The organism is Edaphobacter aggregans DSM 19364 (assembly GCF_000745965.1).
In the GTDB taxonomy this organism is placed as follows: Bacteria; Acidobacteriota; Terriglobia; order Terriglobales; family Acidobacteriaceae; genus Edaphobacter; species Edaphobacter aggregans.
The window spans coordinates 1-13,127 of the sequence record NZ_JQKI01000137.1 but is presented as its reverse complement, the minus strand read 5'-3'; the positions used below and the strand labels follow the sequence as shown (position 1 = coordinate 13,127).

General features: G+C 58.0%; 12 protein-coding genes. 8 read left to right on the top strand and 4 right to left on the bottom strand.

Annotation, left to right across the window (positions count from 1 at the left end; translation table 11 throughout):
• Positions 1–348: 348 nt before the first annotated feature.
• Positions 349–1,224 (bottom strand): IS110 family transposase, encoded by an 876-nt coding sequence (locus tag Q363_RS26405; protein WP_035356732.1) that lies wholly within the window; start codon positions 1,222–1,224, stop codon positions 349–351.
• Positions 1,225–1,259: 35 nt separating this feature from the next.
• Here Q363_RS26405 and Q363_RS44765 point away from each other — a divergent pair, with 35 nt between their 5' ends.
• Positions 1,260–1,427: a hypothetical protein gene (locus tag Q363_RS44765; RefSeq protein WP_245632486.1), complete on the top strand. Its 168-nt coding sequence runs from the start codon at positions 1,260–1,262 to the stop codon at positions 1,425–1,427.
• 555 nt (positions 1,428–1,982) lie between these two features.
• On the opposite strand, the gene Q363_RS26395 is transcribed toward Q363_RS44765, so the two are convergent.
• Positions 1,983–5,348, bottom strand: a complete 3,366-nt coding sequence (locus Q363_RS26395; RefSeq protein ID WP_035356731.1) for a TonB-dependent receptor — start codon at positions 5,346–5,348, stop codon at positions 1,983–1,985.
• Positions 5,349–5,429: 81 nt separating this feature from the next.
• A complete protein-coding gene (locus Q363_RS26390; protein ID WP_035356729.1) occupies positions 5,430–6,617 on the bottom strand; it encodes an alginate lyase family protein in 1,188 nt (395 codons plus the stop codon).
• Between the two features lie 203 nt (positions 6,618–6,820).
• On the opposite strand from Q363_RS26390, the gene Q363_RS26385 reads away from it, so the two are divergent.
• On the top strand, positions 6,821–8,020 hold the full coding sequence (locus Q363_RS26385) for a hypothetical protein (RefSeq protein WP_035356727.1): 1,200 nt from the start codon (positions 6,821–6,823) through the stop codon (positions 8,018–8,020).
• Positions 8,021–8,455: 435 nt separating this feature from the next.
• Positions 8,456–8,671, top strand: a complete 216-nt coding sequence (locus Q363_RS42300) for a hypothetical protein (RefSeq protein WP_169747140.1) — start codon at positions 8,456–8,458, stop codon at positions 8,669–8,671.
• Positions 8,672–8,776: 105 nt separating this feature from the next.
• Here Q363_RS42300 and Q363_RS26375 read toward each other — a convergent pair whose 3' ends face one another.
• Complete coding sequence (locus Q363_RS26375) at positions 8,777–9,343, bottom strand: tyrosine-type recombinase/integrase (protein ID WP_211256360.1); 567 nt, start codon at positions 9,341–9,343, stop codon at positions 8,777–8,779.
• A 12-nt stretch (positions 9,344–9,355) separates the two neighbouring features.
• On the opposite strand from Q363_RS26375, the gene Q363_RS43165 reads away from it, so the two are divergent.
• The 5 genes from Q363_RS43165 to Q363_RS26355 all read left to right on the top strand — a co-directional run bounded on the left by Q363_RS43165 (position 9,356) and on the right by Q363_RS26355 (position 12,635).
• Complete coding sequence (locus Q363_RS43165; protein WP_157467598.1) at positions 9,356–9,625, top strand: hypothetical protein; 270 nt, start codon at positions 9,356–9,358, stop codon at positions 9,623–9,625.
• Positions 9,626–9,940: 315 nt separating this feature from the next.
• Positions 9,941–10,528 (top strand): AAA family ATPase, encoded by a 588-nt coding sequence (locus Q363_RS26365; protein ID WP_051979364.1) that lies wholly within the window; start codon positions 9,941–9,943, stop codon positions 10,526–10,528.
• A 233-nt stretch (positions 10,529–10,761) separates the two neighbouring features.
• Complete coding sequence (locus Q363_RS36885) at positions 10,762–11,019, top strand: hypothetical protein (protein ID WP_051979363.1); 258 nt, start codon at positions 10,762–10,764, stop codon at positions 11,017–11,019.
• Positions 11,003–11,980: an FtsX-like permease family protein gene (locus Q363_RS26360; protein ID WP_051979362.1), complete on the top strand. Its 978-nt coding sequence runs from the start codon at positions 11,003–11,005 to the stop codon at positions 11,978–11,980. Before Q363_RS36885 ends, Q363_RS26360 begins: the two co-directional genes overlap by 17 nt.
• A gap of 232 nt (positions 11,981–12,212) precedes the next feature.
• A complete protein-coding gene (locus tag Q363_RS26355) occupies positions 12,213–12,635 on the top strand; it encodes a hypothetical protein (protein ID WP_169747139.1) in 423 nt (140 codons plus the stop codon).
• The last annotated feature ends 492 nt before the right edge of the window (positions 12,636–13,127 follow it).

Sequence of the window (13,127 nt, the reverse complement as noted above, 5' to 3'; positions counted from 1 at the left end):
GTCCTTGTGAACATCCATTCCGATATACTTCGTGCCTTCCATAGAAGAGTGCTCCTTTCCGGCGGTGAGATGGCAACCGCTCACAGCCTAGTCCAAGGGGGCACCTTCTTATATTGCGTCGGCTTTCTATGAGCAGGTCATTTACGTCAAGGGGTTTTCTGTTCTTCTTTCCTAAGCGTTTTAGTCTCTTCTGTTGTTCTGTTGTAGTTGGTCCGCATATTGTTCTCCACCGTGTTTCTATTCGCACTTTGGTGAGCCGCTAAGGCTCTGTGTCGGTCGGGGTCAGAAGGAGAAGTAGATGCTGCCAGTTTTCGGACGGCCTTGTTGAGGGCCCAAGCCGACACGCAGTCATCGGGACGCGGGGTAGTCGCAACAATTCGACATGATGTCCTTCCTCAGGCTGCTACTCCATAGAACGGGATATATGGCTCCTGGGTGATCCAGATGCGATGAAGCAGTACTGCCAGCTTGCGAGCAACGGCGACGATGGCCCGATTGCGGGACTGCTTGCCTCCGCGCGAGGCCAGGTGCAGACCCCACTGTCGTAAGGTGGAATCTCTCCCATGCGGACCGAGCACATGGTTGGTCGCGATCCCCGGACTGACTGCGTCGTGGGCGCAGACCGAGGTAGCAGCCGACATCGCGACTTCGCTGGAAGCGTTCCTTGCTGCCCAGCGTCAGAACGTACGTCAACGCCGTGAGCTGACCGACGCCATAGACCTTGATCAGAGCCTGCGTCTCTGGATATTCCGCCTCCGTGAGTCGTTTGATGGCGCGATCGTAGTGCTTGATCTTCACTGTCATCTCCGCGATCTGTTCGAGCACCGGGCCAAGCGCCTGCGTCAGACCTGGCGGCAGCACGGCCACGCATCGCTTCGCGAAGCACAGCGTGGACGAGGCAGGAAGACGATAGCCGCAAGGCTTAGCCAACCCGCGCACGGCGTTCACCGCAGCCGTCCGCAGACGAACGATCAGGTTGCGGGCGCGGATCAACGTCAGCGCCTCCTGCTGAGCGACCGTACGATGGGCAATCGGACGCAGGGTCTTCGGATCGAGCCGCGCGTAGCGAGCCAGCTTCTCCGCATCGACCTGATCGCTCTTCCGATCGCTGTGCGAGATCGCCCGCAGCTCACGTACGTTGGCTACGATGACCTCGTGACCCAGTTCCTGAAGCTGCTCGCTGATCCAGATCGAGTGCGTGCCTGCTTCCATTGCGATCCGCACCCGAGGCAGATCGGTAAACCACTTCTCGACTCCCGATGGACTGGTACGAAACCGGCCCGGCCCACTACTTCTCCATCTTCGTTGAGCGTGCAGTAATGGCTCCAGACATCCCCAAGATCGATCCCGATCGTCATCCCGACCCTGGAGCTTCTGCGTGGTACTTCCGCGATATGGTGCTGCGTAGGATTTTTCATGGGCAATAGTCTCTCCGATCGGGTAGACCTGCTCATCCCATTTTTCGGTAAGTTGCTGGCCAGCGCCTGAACGCCCCAGCGGTCAGCAGCCGTCGTATCGCGGTAGGGATGCGCATTGCTGCGCACCCACCGGGTGGCCGGAGGCAGTTGCCCACCTCCGGCTCCCACAGAACGTAGTGTGCGGATTTTCCGCACTACGCTCTTCAGAAGTTGCTTCACAGTATGGCGATAGCTTGCAGTTCCCTGTAGGGGAGATACAGCTTTGGTCGTAGCTGCGGGAACTGTTCCTTGATCCGCTGGAATTGCTCCCACCGGATCGCGCCGTCCCAACTCCGACTGCTCAACATTTTGCGCCAGTAACGCTCCGCCGCCCTATGGACCCTTAGCAATGCCTGAAGATTCCCGGCAATGCCATAGTATGCATAGTGACCACGGAGCATTTGATTGAGATGATTCACCTGTTCTTGGAGCGACAAGTGCCGCATCTGCCGCATTTGGTCTTGCAACAGCACGCGTAGGACCGGGGGCAGGGCTGGCACAACTTGAGGATGCATGCGAGGAACGCTAGAAGTAGATCTTGGCTGCCAACTCTGCCTGTCGCGCTGCATTTAGCGTTGAGCTAATCGTCCCTGCCGATGCCGCGTCGATGTTGGTGGAAGGCGCGGTGAAGGTGGTGTGGTTGAAGATGTTGTAGAAGGACGCGCGGAACTCGAGTGACCTCGACTCAGTAAAGCGGACGGATTTGATGAGCGAGACATCGAACTGCACCAATCCGTCGGCGCGAAGCGTGTTGATTCCGCCGTTGCCGTAGGTGTACTGAGCCGGAATGGCATAGGCATCGGTACCGCCGGAAAGCAGATTTCTGCAGGTTGAATTTCGCGAGTCGTAGAACCAGCAGTTCACGTTGCGAACCATCGTGGGACGTCCAATCACATTTGGTCTCTGGCTTCCGACGCCGGTATTGGCCTGATCGGCGCTAACGGTTGGCGTGAAGGGCAGCCCTGACTGCAGAGTGCCTATCCCCGAGAGGTTCCAGTTTCCGATGAGAACGTTTGCCCAGCCCGGCACCTGGGAAAAGAGAGCCCGGCCGCGGCCGAATGGCAGTCCATACAGCGCGCTGGCAACAAAGTTGTGCTGCAAGTCATAGTTGCATACGCCGTAGTAGCGAATCAGCGGCGTGTCCTCGCGCACTACGTTGGTATAAGTGCCGTCGGTCAGACACTTCGCGTAGGTGTAGGAGACCAGGAACGTAGCGCCGGCGAAGTTGCGAGCTTCGAACTTGGTCTGTAGGGAGTTGTAGTTGCCCATGCCTGCAAACTTCGAGTAGCTGATGGTTCCCCACTGCGGTCGCTGACGGCGGTTCTGCACTACACCAGGTCCGGGAGGAGGATCGTTGATCTGGAAGGCCTGTTGCATATGGGTCGTCTTATTTCCAACATACGAGACATCGAGCGAGACTCTGCCTCCAAACTGGTGCTGCACCGCTGCATTCCATTCCTGGATGTAGGTGTTCTGAACATCGAGCGCCATCGAGGTAACGCTGGGCGTCGAGCAGGAGTTTGCGACGAAGCCGAAGGAGCAGGGTGTTCCTGGCTTAGGATTCGGCGCGACGACGGGTTGGCCCTGGTAGAAGTCGGCTAGTGTAAAGGTCGGCGCCGGAGTTGTGTTGTTCAGCGACTGCGAGGCGATGAACGGGACCGTGTTCTGCGTGTTGTTGATCGCATTATCGTCGGGGAAGAGATAGAAAATGCCATAACCGCCGCGCAGCACAGTGTTGGTTGTGATGCCGTAGGCAAAACCCAGGCGCGGTCCGATGTTGAAGTAGTCGGACTTACGGATCGACTTCGGCAGCCCCAGGTCCTCTGCATACTCAAAGCGATCTGAGAAGAGTGGGACCAGCTGCGGAGTAAGCGGCTGTGCATTGATGGAGAAATCGCGCGGCAGAACGAGCTTGCCGTTGGTCAGGTCGAAGCCGGTGATCTGTCCCTTGTCCCCGGAGTTGTAGAACGGGTTGATCTCCCAGCGCAGGCCTGCGTTGATGGTGAGATTCGACAGGACATGATAGTTGTCCTGCACGAAAAACGACTGGAAGTTGCCGGCGTTTCCCCACAGGCTGCGGAAGCTGCTGCGGCTGGCGCTGCGCGGATAGCCGAGCAGAAAGTCCGCCATGTTGTCACCTGAGTAGGAGCCATTGAAATTGAAGGTTCCGCTTGAGTTGTTGCCGGCAACGAACGTATTGGTGTTGTGGAAGAGCTCGTATCCAAAGCGAATATCGTGTTTGCCGCTCGCGTAAGTGACGTGGTCGCCGTACTGCCAGGAACGGATCTTGTTCTGCTTGGGATAGCTGTTGTTGGACTGGCCGTTGTAGTTCGAGTAGTTCGCGATGGTGACGCTGGGGAACCCTACCGTCGACTCCGGGGCGAGCCCTTCAAGCCCGGTGATGCCCGCCATCGCGTTGATGTTCTGGCCCTGAAGTGAGCTGGTGAACAGGAAGTAGCTGCGATAGTAAGCGACCTGAAGCTCGTTAATCCACTTGGAGTTGAAGACGTGTGTCTCACGGAAGAGTGCGTTCTGGCCGCGGCTGCGCAATGGAAAGCCACCCATGGCGGGATAGGCGTTGGGATCGGTCTCGCGGTTGTCCGCAATGGAGTAGCGGCCTGTGAGGTGATCCTTCTGAGTGAGCTGGTGGTCGATCCGTATATCTCCCTGTCCTAACTGCTGCGACAGTTTGTTGGTAAGGATCGCCCGCCCGACGCCGTTCACCACAGCATTCGCACGCGGCATGTATTGCAGCAGGTAAGCAGACTGCGGCGCCGGCTTGAAAGCATTCGGTCCGCGTCCGTCGTTGAGCTGCTGCCCCGTGAGCGGGTTGCGAAGGATAACTGGAGAAGGCTGGCTCAGAAGCGCGGAGAAATCTCCCGTCCGTTGGGCATCCGTTGCCACGATGCTGTTGAAGTTTTGCTGCTGGTTGTAGAGCGTCTCCTGAAGATCAACGAAGAAGAATGTCTTGTCGTGGATAATCGGGCCGCCGACGGCAAGACCGAACTGATTGCGATGCAGTGCGCCGTTACGCGCAGTGGAGCCGGTGGGGGGCACGTAAAAATAGTTCTTGGCATCGAGCGCGTTGTTGCGCAGGAACTCATAGACGACGCCGTGAAACTGATTGGTGCCGCTCTTAAGCGTGGCGTTGACGATCGTGGGACTGTGGCCGTACTCCGCGCCCATGTTGCTCGATTCGACCTTGAACTCATTCAGCGCATCGACGTTCGGCTGGATAATCGTTCCACCCAGTTGAAACTCAGTAATGTTCGCGCCGTCGAGATACCATCCCGTCCACGACGGTGAAAGCCCGTTCACGTTCACGTTCACTGCGCTCGCCCGAATAGAGGTTCCGCCCGCGGCGATGTTCTGTCCGCCTTGGATGTAACTCACGCCGGGCGTAAGCTGCGTGAGCTGCCAGAAGGTGCGGCCGTTAAGGGGCATGTTCTGCACCGTCTGCGTATCGATCACCTGGCCGACGGAAGACGAAGCCTGATTGAGCAGCGGCGTATCAGTGGCGATCACCGTGACCTTGTCGCTAACCCCACCAACGTGCAGCACCGGATTGATGGTGGCGCGCTGCGCGACCTGGACCTCGGTATCCGCAACCTGGGCAGGGGCAAAGCCTTCGCGGGTTACAGTCATCGAGTAGTGGCCGATCTGCAGATTCGGGATCGCAAACGCTCCGCTGTCGTCAGTCTTGACCGCGCGCTGCTCGCCGGTGCCAAGGTTCTTCACCGTAACCGTTGCTTGCGGAATCGCTGCGCCGGAGTCATCGGTTGCCGTTCCGATGATAGTTCCCGTGTTGGACTGGGCGTAAACAACTGGCGCTCCCAGACCGACCACCACTAACAAAGCCAGACCGAGTAGATATTGCATTGTCTTTCGCATACGGGTACTCCTTATAGTTCTTGCATCTTGCCTTTGGGTTCAGGCCGTAGCGCGGCTCCTGATCTCGTCACCGGTCTCTTGTCAGACCCACAGCAGGGGCTGCCGAATGGGGTAGTTGCGGATGATCTCCTTGTCCGTCGGGTCGGGATTCAGCGTCTTCCACAGCGCGATGTAGTCTTCCCGATGGCACGCCACTCCTGCGAAGAGCAGGCCCGGTGAACGGACTGGCAGCGAATCGAAGTGCTCCACATCCTTCGCGTAGGGCCACTTGCTCTTGTCTTTGAGGTACGGAAACAGGAACTCGGCCGCCTTACACAGGCCCCGGCCATCGGGCAAGGCGAAGGTGGTCAGGTCGGGGGCCTTGGCCTTAAGCGACTGCGCGAGCCCGGCCATCACATCGAAGTTGAAGATGGAGTAGCTGTACGGTTTGGTTCGCGCCAGCTCTTTAGGAAAGGAGCCATCCTTGCCAAGCTGGTCCGGCAGCAGGGTTCCGGTAAACCAGCCGCGTATCTCGTCGCGGGTGCCCTCATCGCCAATCAGCCGGGCAAACTCTGAAGCCTGCAGCGCCCAGCACGTCGCATGATTATTAAGAGTGGCACGTTCCTGCTTCCCCTTGTCACTAGTCTTAAGCCAGTCCAGGTACTCGCGAAACCACTGCTTTACCCCCTGACGGTCGGAGGCAGACAGCGCCTCCAGCCCCAGGAAGCTGGCGGCGCGGGCAACCTCGACCACGTGCAGGGTATCGATGATGCCGTAGTTACGGCCCGTCGAGATGCCGTGCACTCCCTGGGAGAACTCCAGGTTCGGATTCATCCGCGTCTCCGGGGTAACGAACCACGCGCGCAGGTGGTCTCCGGAGCGCTTCGCATATTTCTGTTCTTTCGTAAGCAGCCAAGCTGCCGTCAACGCGGGCATGCGGAGCGAAAGGTTGACCATCGCCCGCCTGTGCTCATCAAAGTTCTCCGGATTGCTCTGACCGTCTCGGTTGATGTAGGGGCCGTTAGGATCTTTGGGGTTCGGCCAGAAGTAGTCGGCCTGAGAGAAGAAGTCGTGTGGCCCTCCGGGACTCTTCGGTGAGACGAAGGATGTGACCGTCACCGGGTCTTCGGGTAGGTACTTTTCAGCAGCCTGCAGGATCCGGCTACGATCGACCTCCGCCACCATCTTGTAGGTGCCAGACTCCGGTCGCTGTCTCGCCCATGCCAGCACACTTTGCCGAGCCGCAATCGTGGCTCCCAGCCCAGCACAAAACAGCCGCCTATTCAACATCAACACTCCTCTTAATTTGGATTGAGTTCACACTCTGTTAAAGCGCCACCCACACTCCACTTCCGAAACAAGCATCGGCAAGTGACTCACCGTTTGTCCCATTTTTTTGCGAACGTTACATCCGCTCAGAACGTTTGACCCAAAATCAAAAACTCCTTGTTTATGAGTTACTTATGGTTGGGGTTCTATAATTTGAACTTCGGATGATCTCTGCGGCTCATCGACGCGTGGTGTGGAATCCAACCACAGCGGAAGAACAGGCAGAAGTTCTGATTGCCCTCGAGGAGGTCCTAGCCAGCACTCATTTCTGCAACAGCAAGCGCTATCCGGCGCTGTTGCGCTACGTAGTCGAGCAGACCTTGAAGGGCCATGGGGATGAGATTAAGGAGCGGACCGTCGGAATCGACGTCTTCGGGCGCGCCCCAGATTACGACACCAACCTAGACACCGTCGTTCGCTACTCCGCCGGGGAGGTCCGCAAGAGGCTCGCCCTCTACTACACCGACTTAGGTGATTCTCCGGTCGTCATCAGCCTCTCGCCCCGTTCCTACCGTCCCGAGTTTCTCCGTCTGGCTCCCGACGCTCCCCCCGTCGACGAGATTCCGGCAGCCGACTCGCATTCTGCCCTTCCCGACAAGCTCGATGTCATCAACGTAAAGGAAAAGCACACCCTGACGTGGACCATTGCCGCTGCATCCGCTCTGCTGCTTCTGTTGGTGGTCTGGAACACCTCCCGGACGGATGCAGTAGGACGCTTCTGGTCGCCGATCCTCGACCAGAAGACCCCAGCCATCATCAGCTTGGGCGGGGTGAAGTTCTCTCCGCGCTCGAACATCGGAACGGAGGTCGCCTCCGATACGACGAGCCTCAATCCCTACCTCTCCTTCGAGAACGGCCTGGCGATGGGCCGCGTCGCCGCCCTTCTGAACGCGCGCGGCGGCTCCTACCGAGTCCAGCCCGCCTCCTCCACAACCCTCGCCCAGATTCGCGAGAACCCCACCGTATTGGTCGGCGCTTACAACAACGAATGGACCTACCGGATGATCAGTCCGCTGCGCTTTCACTTCACCGCCCATCCCGAGGAACGTATCGTCGATACCCAGAACCCCTCCCGGTCATGGGCCCGAAACCGCTCTAAGCCATTCACTGATACGCCGGACTACGCCCTCGTCGCACGCTTCCGGAATCCCTCGACCGACAGCCTGGTCATCGTCATCGCCGGCATTCAACGCTTTGGGACTGATGCCGCCTCGCAGTTTGCAACCTCATCTGAGCTTTTGCAGGAGTTTAACCGCCAGGTCGGCTGGAACTGGCGCAATAAGAATGTTGAGGTCGTCTTGCGGGTCGATGTCGTAAACGGACGCGCCGGGGCTCCAATTATTGAAGCTACTCACATTTGGTAAAGAAAAGACGCAAGTGAACAATTCCCGCGTGCTCACGGTCACTCATTTAGTGCGTGAGTACCTGATGGGCATCTGGCTCAGATGAGGTGTCGCGACGCGCCTGACCATATGACCCCCATTTACCGAACGAAGCCAAGAAATTGTCGAAAAAGAGCGCTTCTATATGGGGAGACCTTAATAACACTTCCCTTCTTGGTCACCAGCTGCTGTTCCAGCGACCTTGGGTTCTCCAACCCAATTCCAACCCACCGTAAAAAATCCCCAAACGTATTTTCAATAACTTAGTGCTCCTTAAAGCTACCAGCTATGCCTTCTAACTAGTTGATAATATGCTAGTTACGTCACTCATAACCCAAAGGTCGTAGGTTCAAATCCTACCCCCGCAACCATTTAGCCGAAAGGCCAACCCCAGATAACCCCAAATAACAGCGCCTCTTGAAACGCCGAGGGGTTTTCTGGGTGTGTCTGCGGGTTGCTTTGCATGGTTATGCGCTCCTCAGTGCCATCCTGACCACCTTGCTGTTGGCCTCACGCTTGGCCGCCATCAAGGCGTTTCCGTACACGCTCATCGTGGTCGAGATCTGGGGGTGCCGCATCAGCTTCTGCTGCACCCCCATCGGCGCCCCGGTGTCGTCCAGCCAGGAACGGTAGGTATGGCGGAAGGTATGCCACCCGGTACTGTCGTACTTCCCTGCTGCTACCCGGCGTTCCTCATCGAGCGGCAGGCGTTTGCCATTGGACGTTGGACTATCCTGCTCACACCACACGCCAACGCCTGCCCCGCACTTGGGACACTCCACCAGGCAGCATCCCGCAGGCCGGATGTAGTCCTGCTGGACGGGAGCCGTGTGGTAGTGACGCGGTGGCGGGACTGGAGAAGACCAGTTCCAACCCCATGGATGGGGTTTTTCCGTCATCCCGAGCGCTCCGCGCCTGCTCCTCCGACTCCCGCTGCCAATCGAGAAGGATCGCCGCGAAATCAGGATCGAGCGGCAGCTGGTCCTCCGAGTATTCCGTCTTGACCATCTTCACGCGACCGTGAACGACCGCCCGGACGACTCTCATGCTCAGGTTCTCGAAATCGATATCCTTCCACTCGAGCGCCAGAACCTCTTCGGCCCGAAGACCGGTGCACTGTGCCACGACCGCCATCGTGCGATAGGGCTGCGGAATCAGTGCGAGGATCAGGTAGTACTGCTCGACCGTGAGGACGATCGGTTTCTTCCGGCGTTTGCTGATCCCTTTCACCTCGACCAGCTGCATCGGATTGCGCTGCCACTCGACCATCTCCCACAGCATGGCCTTCTCATACAACCGATGCATGAGTGCCTTGACATGGCCTTTGGTCTTGGGCGCGGCATCCATCATTCTCAGTCATTCCTGCACCTGAAGCGGTTTGATCCGCGTGATGCGGGTATTCCCCCATTTCGCACGGACTTGCTTGATGACGCTCAGGTACGAAGTTGCGGTGGAGTAGCTCAATTCCCCTTCGAGATCGCATTGATCGCCAGGGCGTCGTTTTTTGATCTCAAGCAGCCGTTCGTCTTCAACGAACCGATCGAGAACAGCGTCGAAGGTTGGCTCCAGGCACAACACGCACGCTAGGCTACACACTCAGGATCTTGTCAGTCTTACCAAGACCAACGGTCAACTGTCGGACGTTAATGGCGTACCGATGTACACGTTTTTCTATGAGGCAAAGGTCAAAGATCTGGTGTAGCTGGGCAACAGAGCTCCCGGAACGATCGAGACCTGTCAGAGTAACTATCCGTTCAAGTGGACCGAAAAGGGGTGGATGGGGCCAGATCAGAAACTGTACTCCGAGCAGTAATCTCCGGTCCGAACGTCCGCTCGTTTGACCGAAATCCGGGTCCGTCCTACGCTCTCACCACCTGAGAGCGAGCCAGGAGGACGGACCCGATGTATGCATCCCCAGATGAAACCCTCGCCGCGCTAGAGCACGTAGGCTATTTCACCGATCAGAAAACTGCCACCACCGTCTACCTTGCTGGACGGCTCCATCGCCCCATCATGCTCGAAGGGCCCGCCGGCGCCGGCAAAACGGAACTGGCCACATCGGTCTCGCGCGCTTATAAGGTCCCTATACTGCGATTGCAGTGCTACCAGGGTATCAACGAAAAAAAAGCCATTGGGCAATACGACAAGAGCCTTCAAGAACTCTATGTGCTCTTGATGAGCAAGAGCGACCACGCGCCCGATTGGGCCGAAATCAAGCGCGAGGTGACAAGCCGCGCCTATTTTATGGCGGACCCATTGTTCGAAGCGATCGAACAGGATCTACGTTGTGTCCTGCTCATCGATGAGATCGACAAGGTTGACTACGCCTTTGAGGCGATGCTCTTAGAACTGCTTTCAACGTGGACCCTCTCTATCCCGAAGATGGGTACGGTTCAGGCAACGTCGAATACCACACGTTTTTCTGACGTCGAATCAAGAGCGACGTTTAGGCGACCCGCTTCGCCGCCGCAGCTTCTACCTGGTGGTTGAGCACCCAACTGCGGAGCGAGAAGCAGCAATCGTGGCCAAGCGCACTCCCAGAGCTAGCGAAAAGACACACCGCTTCCTCGCAGGCCTTGCGAAGAGCCTGCGCGCCTACACCATGGAAAAGCCACCGTCTATTTCTGAGATGAACGACGTGGCCCTGGCCATGCAGCTACTTGGAATTGAGCAGATAAGGGCTGAACACAAGGACATCATGCTGCTCCTGATCGCGCCCGCGGATGCCCAACGCGCTCAAAGGCGAAGAGGCCCTCGCTCGCCCTGGCCGCCGCTGGAGCCTGCGCAGCTTTCTCGTCGTCGCGCAGATCTCTGTGTCGCTCATCCTGCTCTGCGCTGCCGGACTCTTCCTCCGGAGCCTGGAAAGTGCCTCGAAGATCGACGTCGGCTTTCGCTCACGCGGAGTCATCATGATGGCCATCGACCCGCAGCTCCACCGTTACACCCCCGAGCGCTCCGTGCAGCTTGAGCGCCGCTCGTGAACGCATCGCCGCACTCCCCGGAGTCATCTCCGCCACTACCACCGACGGCGTCCCGCTCTCGATGGACCATCGCAGCGACGGCTTTGAAGTCCCCGGCCGTGCCAAGCCTCAGGGGGAGAACAGCGTCGAACTCTACATGGCCGGGCCCGACCACTTCGCAACCCTCGGTATCCCGCGCGTCGCCGGGCGCGACCTCGGAGAAGAGAATCCCACCGCCACCAAGGTCGGCGTCGTTAACGAAGAGATCGTGCGTCGCTTCTTCCAGGGCGAGAACCCCGTCGGTCACATGGTCACCGGAGCCGGCGTTCCCTACCAGATCGTCGGTGTAGTCAAGGACACCAAAGCGCGCACGATCAACGAAGACCAGCGCCCTGTCTTCTACCGCTCCATCAACCAGTTCATCGCCGCCGATCCCTCGCAGGATGGATACACCATCATGGCTCGCTACGAAGGCGATCCCTCCACGCTGATTGACGCCACGCAACGCCAGATCCACGCCATCGATCCTTCGCTCGCCATCTTCAACATCAAGACGATGGAAGAGCACGTGCACGAAGCTCTCTTCCTCCAGCACCTCGTAGGAACCGTCTTCACTGTCTTCGCAATCACGGGGCTCCTCCTCGCGCTCATCGGCCTCTACGGCGTGATAAGTTATTCGGTAAACCAGCGCACGAAGGAGATCGGTGTTCGCATGGCACTCGGAGCGCGTGCAGCCGAGGTGCAGAGAATGATTGTTCGCGGCGGAATGCGCCTCGCTCTGCTCGCAGTTGCGCTGGGACTGCCGATGGCTTTAGCCGCGGCAAAATTGACGACCAGCCTGCTCTACGGCGTAAAGCCATGGGACGTGGCGACATTCACGCTGGTTCCACTGCTGCTGGTAGCGGTCTCTCTACTCGCATGCTGGATACCGTCGCGGCGAGCTTCCCGCGTCGATCCAATAGTGGCGCTAAGGGTGGACTAGCTTCTTTTGAAGGTTGACTCGATTCCTTCAGCGAGCAGCTACAGTCGTTCGCTACCACGAACGACACCCCCTGCCGCGCGATGAGACTGCGCGTCGTGGATGGGGTACCCGGGACGTTTGAGTTTCGTTCGGAACGGTATGATCTTCTCCTATGACCAATGGACCTCACTCTCTGCTGCCGGCGATCTCCGACGCTACTTCGCGGCCTCTCACGACTCAGCAAATAGGGCGTTTGGGAGAGTTGCTGGTGCAATATGAGCTTCTGAGATGTGGGATTGATTCCGCGCCGATGACAACGGATGCTGGGGTTGATCTGGTTGCCTATTCCGGACTGAAGGGGCGCTCAATTACTCTGCAGGTAAAGACCAACATGGCACCGAAACCAGGTGGCGGAAGGGGAGCACCGGCAGTCGATTGGTGGGTGAGCGAGGACTGTCCCGCAGAGCTATATGCGTTTGTGGATCTTTCGAGTCGACGGATCTGGATATTGACCAAGCAAGACCTGGCATCTGCCGCACAACAGCGTTCCGGCGGCCGCCTCCACCTTTACATGTACACGGATCCAGATTCCGGTTCCATTGCTTACTCGCGCCACGGAGTCGACCGCTTTTGCGGGTTTCTCTTTGAAAACCGCGTATTCTCGCTGTTTGAGTGAAAGCCGCCATATCGTTGTCGGCCAGCCCTCAACGCTCGCCACAGCCATTGGGTAAGTTGATTCCAAATCGCCGATGGAACTCAGCGAAGCCGACGGAGGCTCGTGAACGAACCCCCTTCCCGCTTTGTTCCTGAGTAACGGGCATCCATGTAAGTTTTTGTCAACAGAAAAGCACAGGATTTTCTGGGCGCGCTCAGGAGAGCGCGCTATCGGTTTGATCAGAATCTGCCGTTACGCAACAGTGCCTCTCGGCTGGTGGTTCCTGCTCTCTGCAGAACCGGACATCCATTTGCTGTCTGAGACTCCAAAGAGTCCGCACAGAAGATTGAGTTTATGTTCTCTGCCAGTCCCGAAACAAACCGAAGGGAGCCTCGGGAGTTGCCTCCGTCGCTCAGCCCGTCACCTGCGGGACCTGGCAGCCTGCGCACCGGATGATCCTGATATTTTTCCTTCCTGGGGAGGTTTTCACGCAGCGGCAGTGCTGCTGAATTT

What these genes read in the sequence shown, in the direction of transcription:
- Q363_RS43165 (WP_157467598.1), top strand. Translation starts at nt 9,356, where the DNA reads ATGGCCTTTGGTCTTGGGCGCGGCATCCATCATTCTCAGTCATTCCTG.
- Q363_RS44765 (WP_245632486.1), top strand. Translation starts at nt 1,260, where the DNA reads ATGGACTGGTACGAAACCGGCCCGGCCCACTACTTCTCCATCTTCGTT.
- Q363_RS26395 (WP_035356731.1), bottom strand. Translation starts at nt 5,348, where the DNA reads ATGCGAAAGACAATGCAATATCTACTCGGTCTGGCTTTGTTAGTGGTG.
- Q363_RS26365 (WP_051979364.1), top strand. Translation starts at nt 9,941, where the DNA reads ATGTATGCATCCCCAGATGAAACCCTCGCCGCGCTAGAGCACGTAGGC.
- Q363_RS26385 (WP_035356727.1), top strand. Translation starts at nt 6,821, where the DNA reads ATGATCTCTGCGGCTCATCGACGCGTGGTGTGGAATCCAACCACAGCG.
- Q363_RS36885 (WP_051979363.1), top strand. Translation starts at nt 10,762, where the DNA reads ATGCCCAACGCGCTCAAAGGCGAAGAGGCCCTCGCTCGCCCTGGCCGC.
- Q363_RS26390 (WP_035356729.1), bottom strand. Translation starts at nt 6,617, where the DNA reads ATGTTGAATAGGCGGCTGTTTTGTGCTGGGCTGGGAGCCACGATTGCG.
- Q363_RS26375 (WP_211256360.1), bottom strand. Translation starts at nt 9,343, where the DNA reads ATGCATCGGTTGTATGAGAAGGCCATGCTGTGGGAGATGGTCGAGTGG.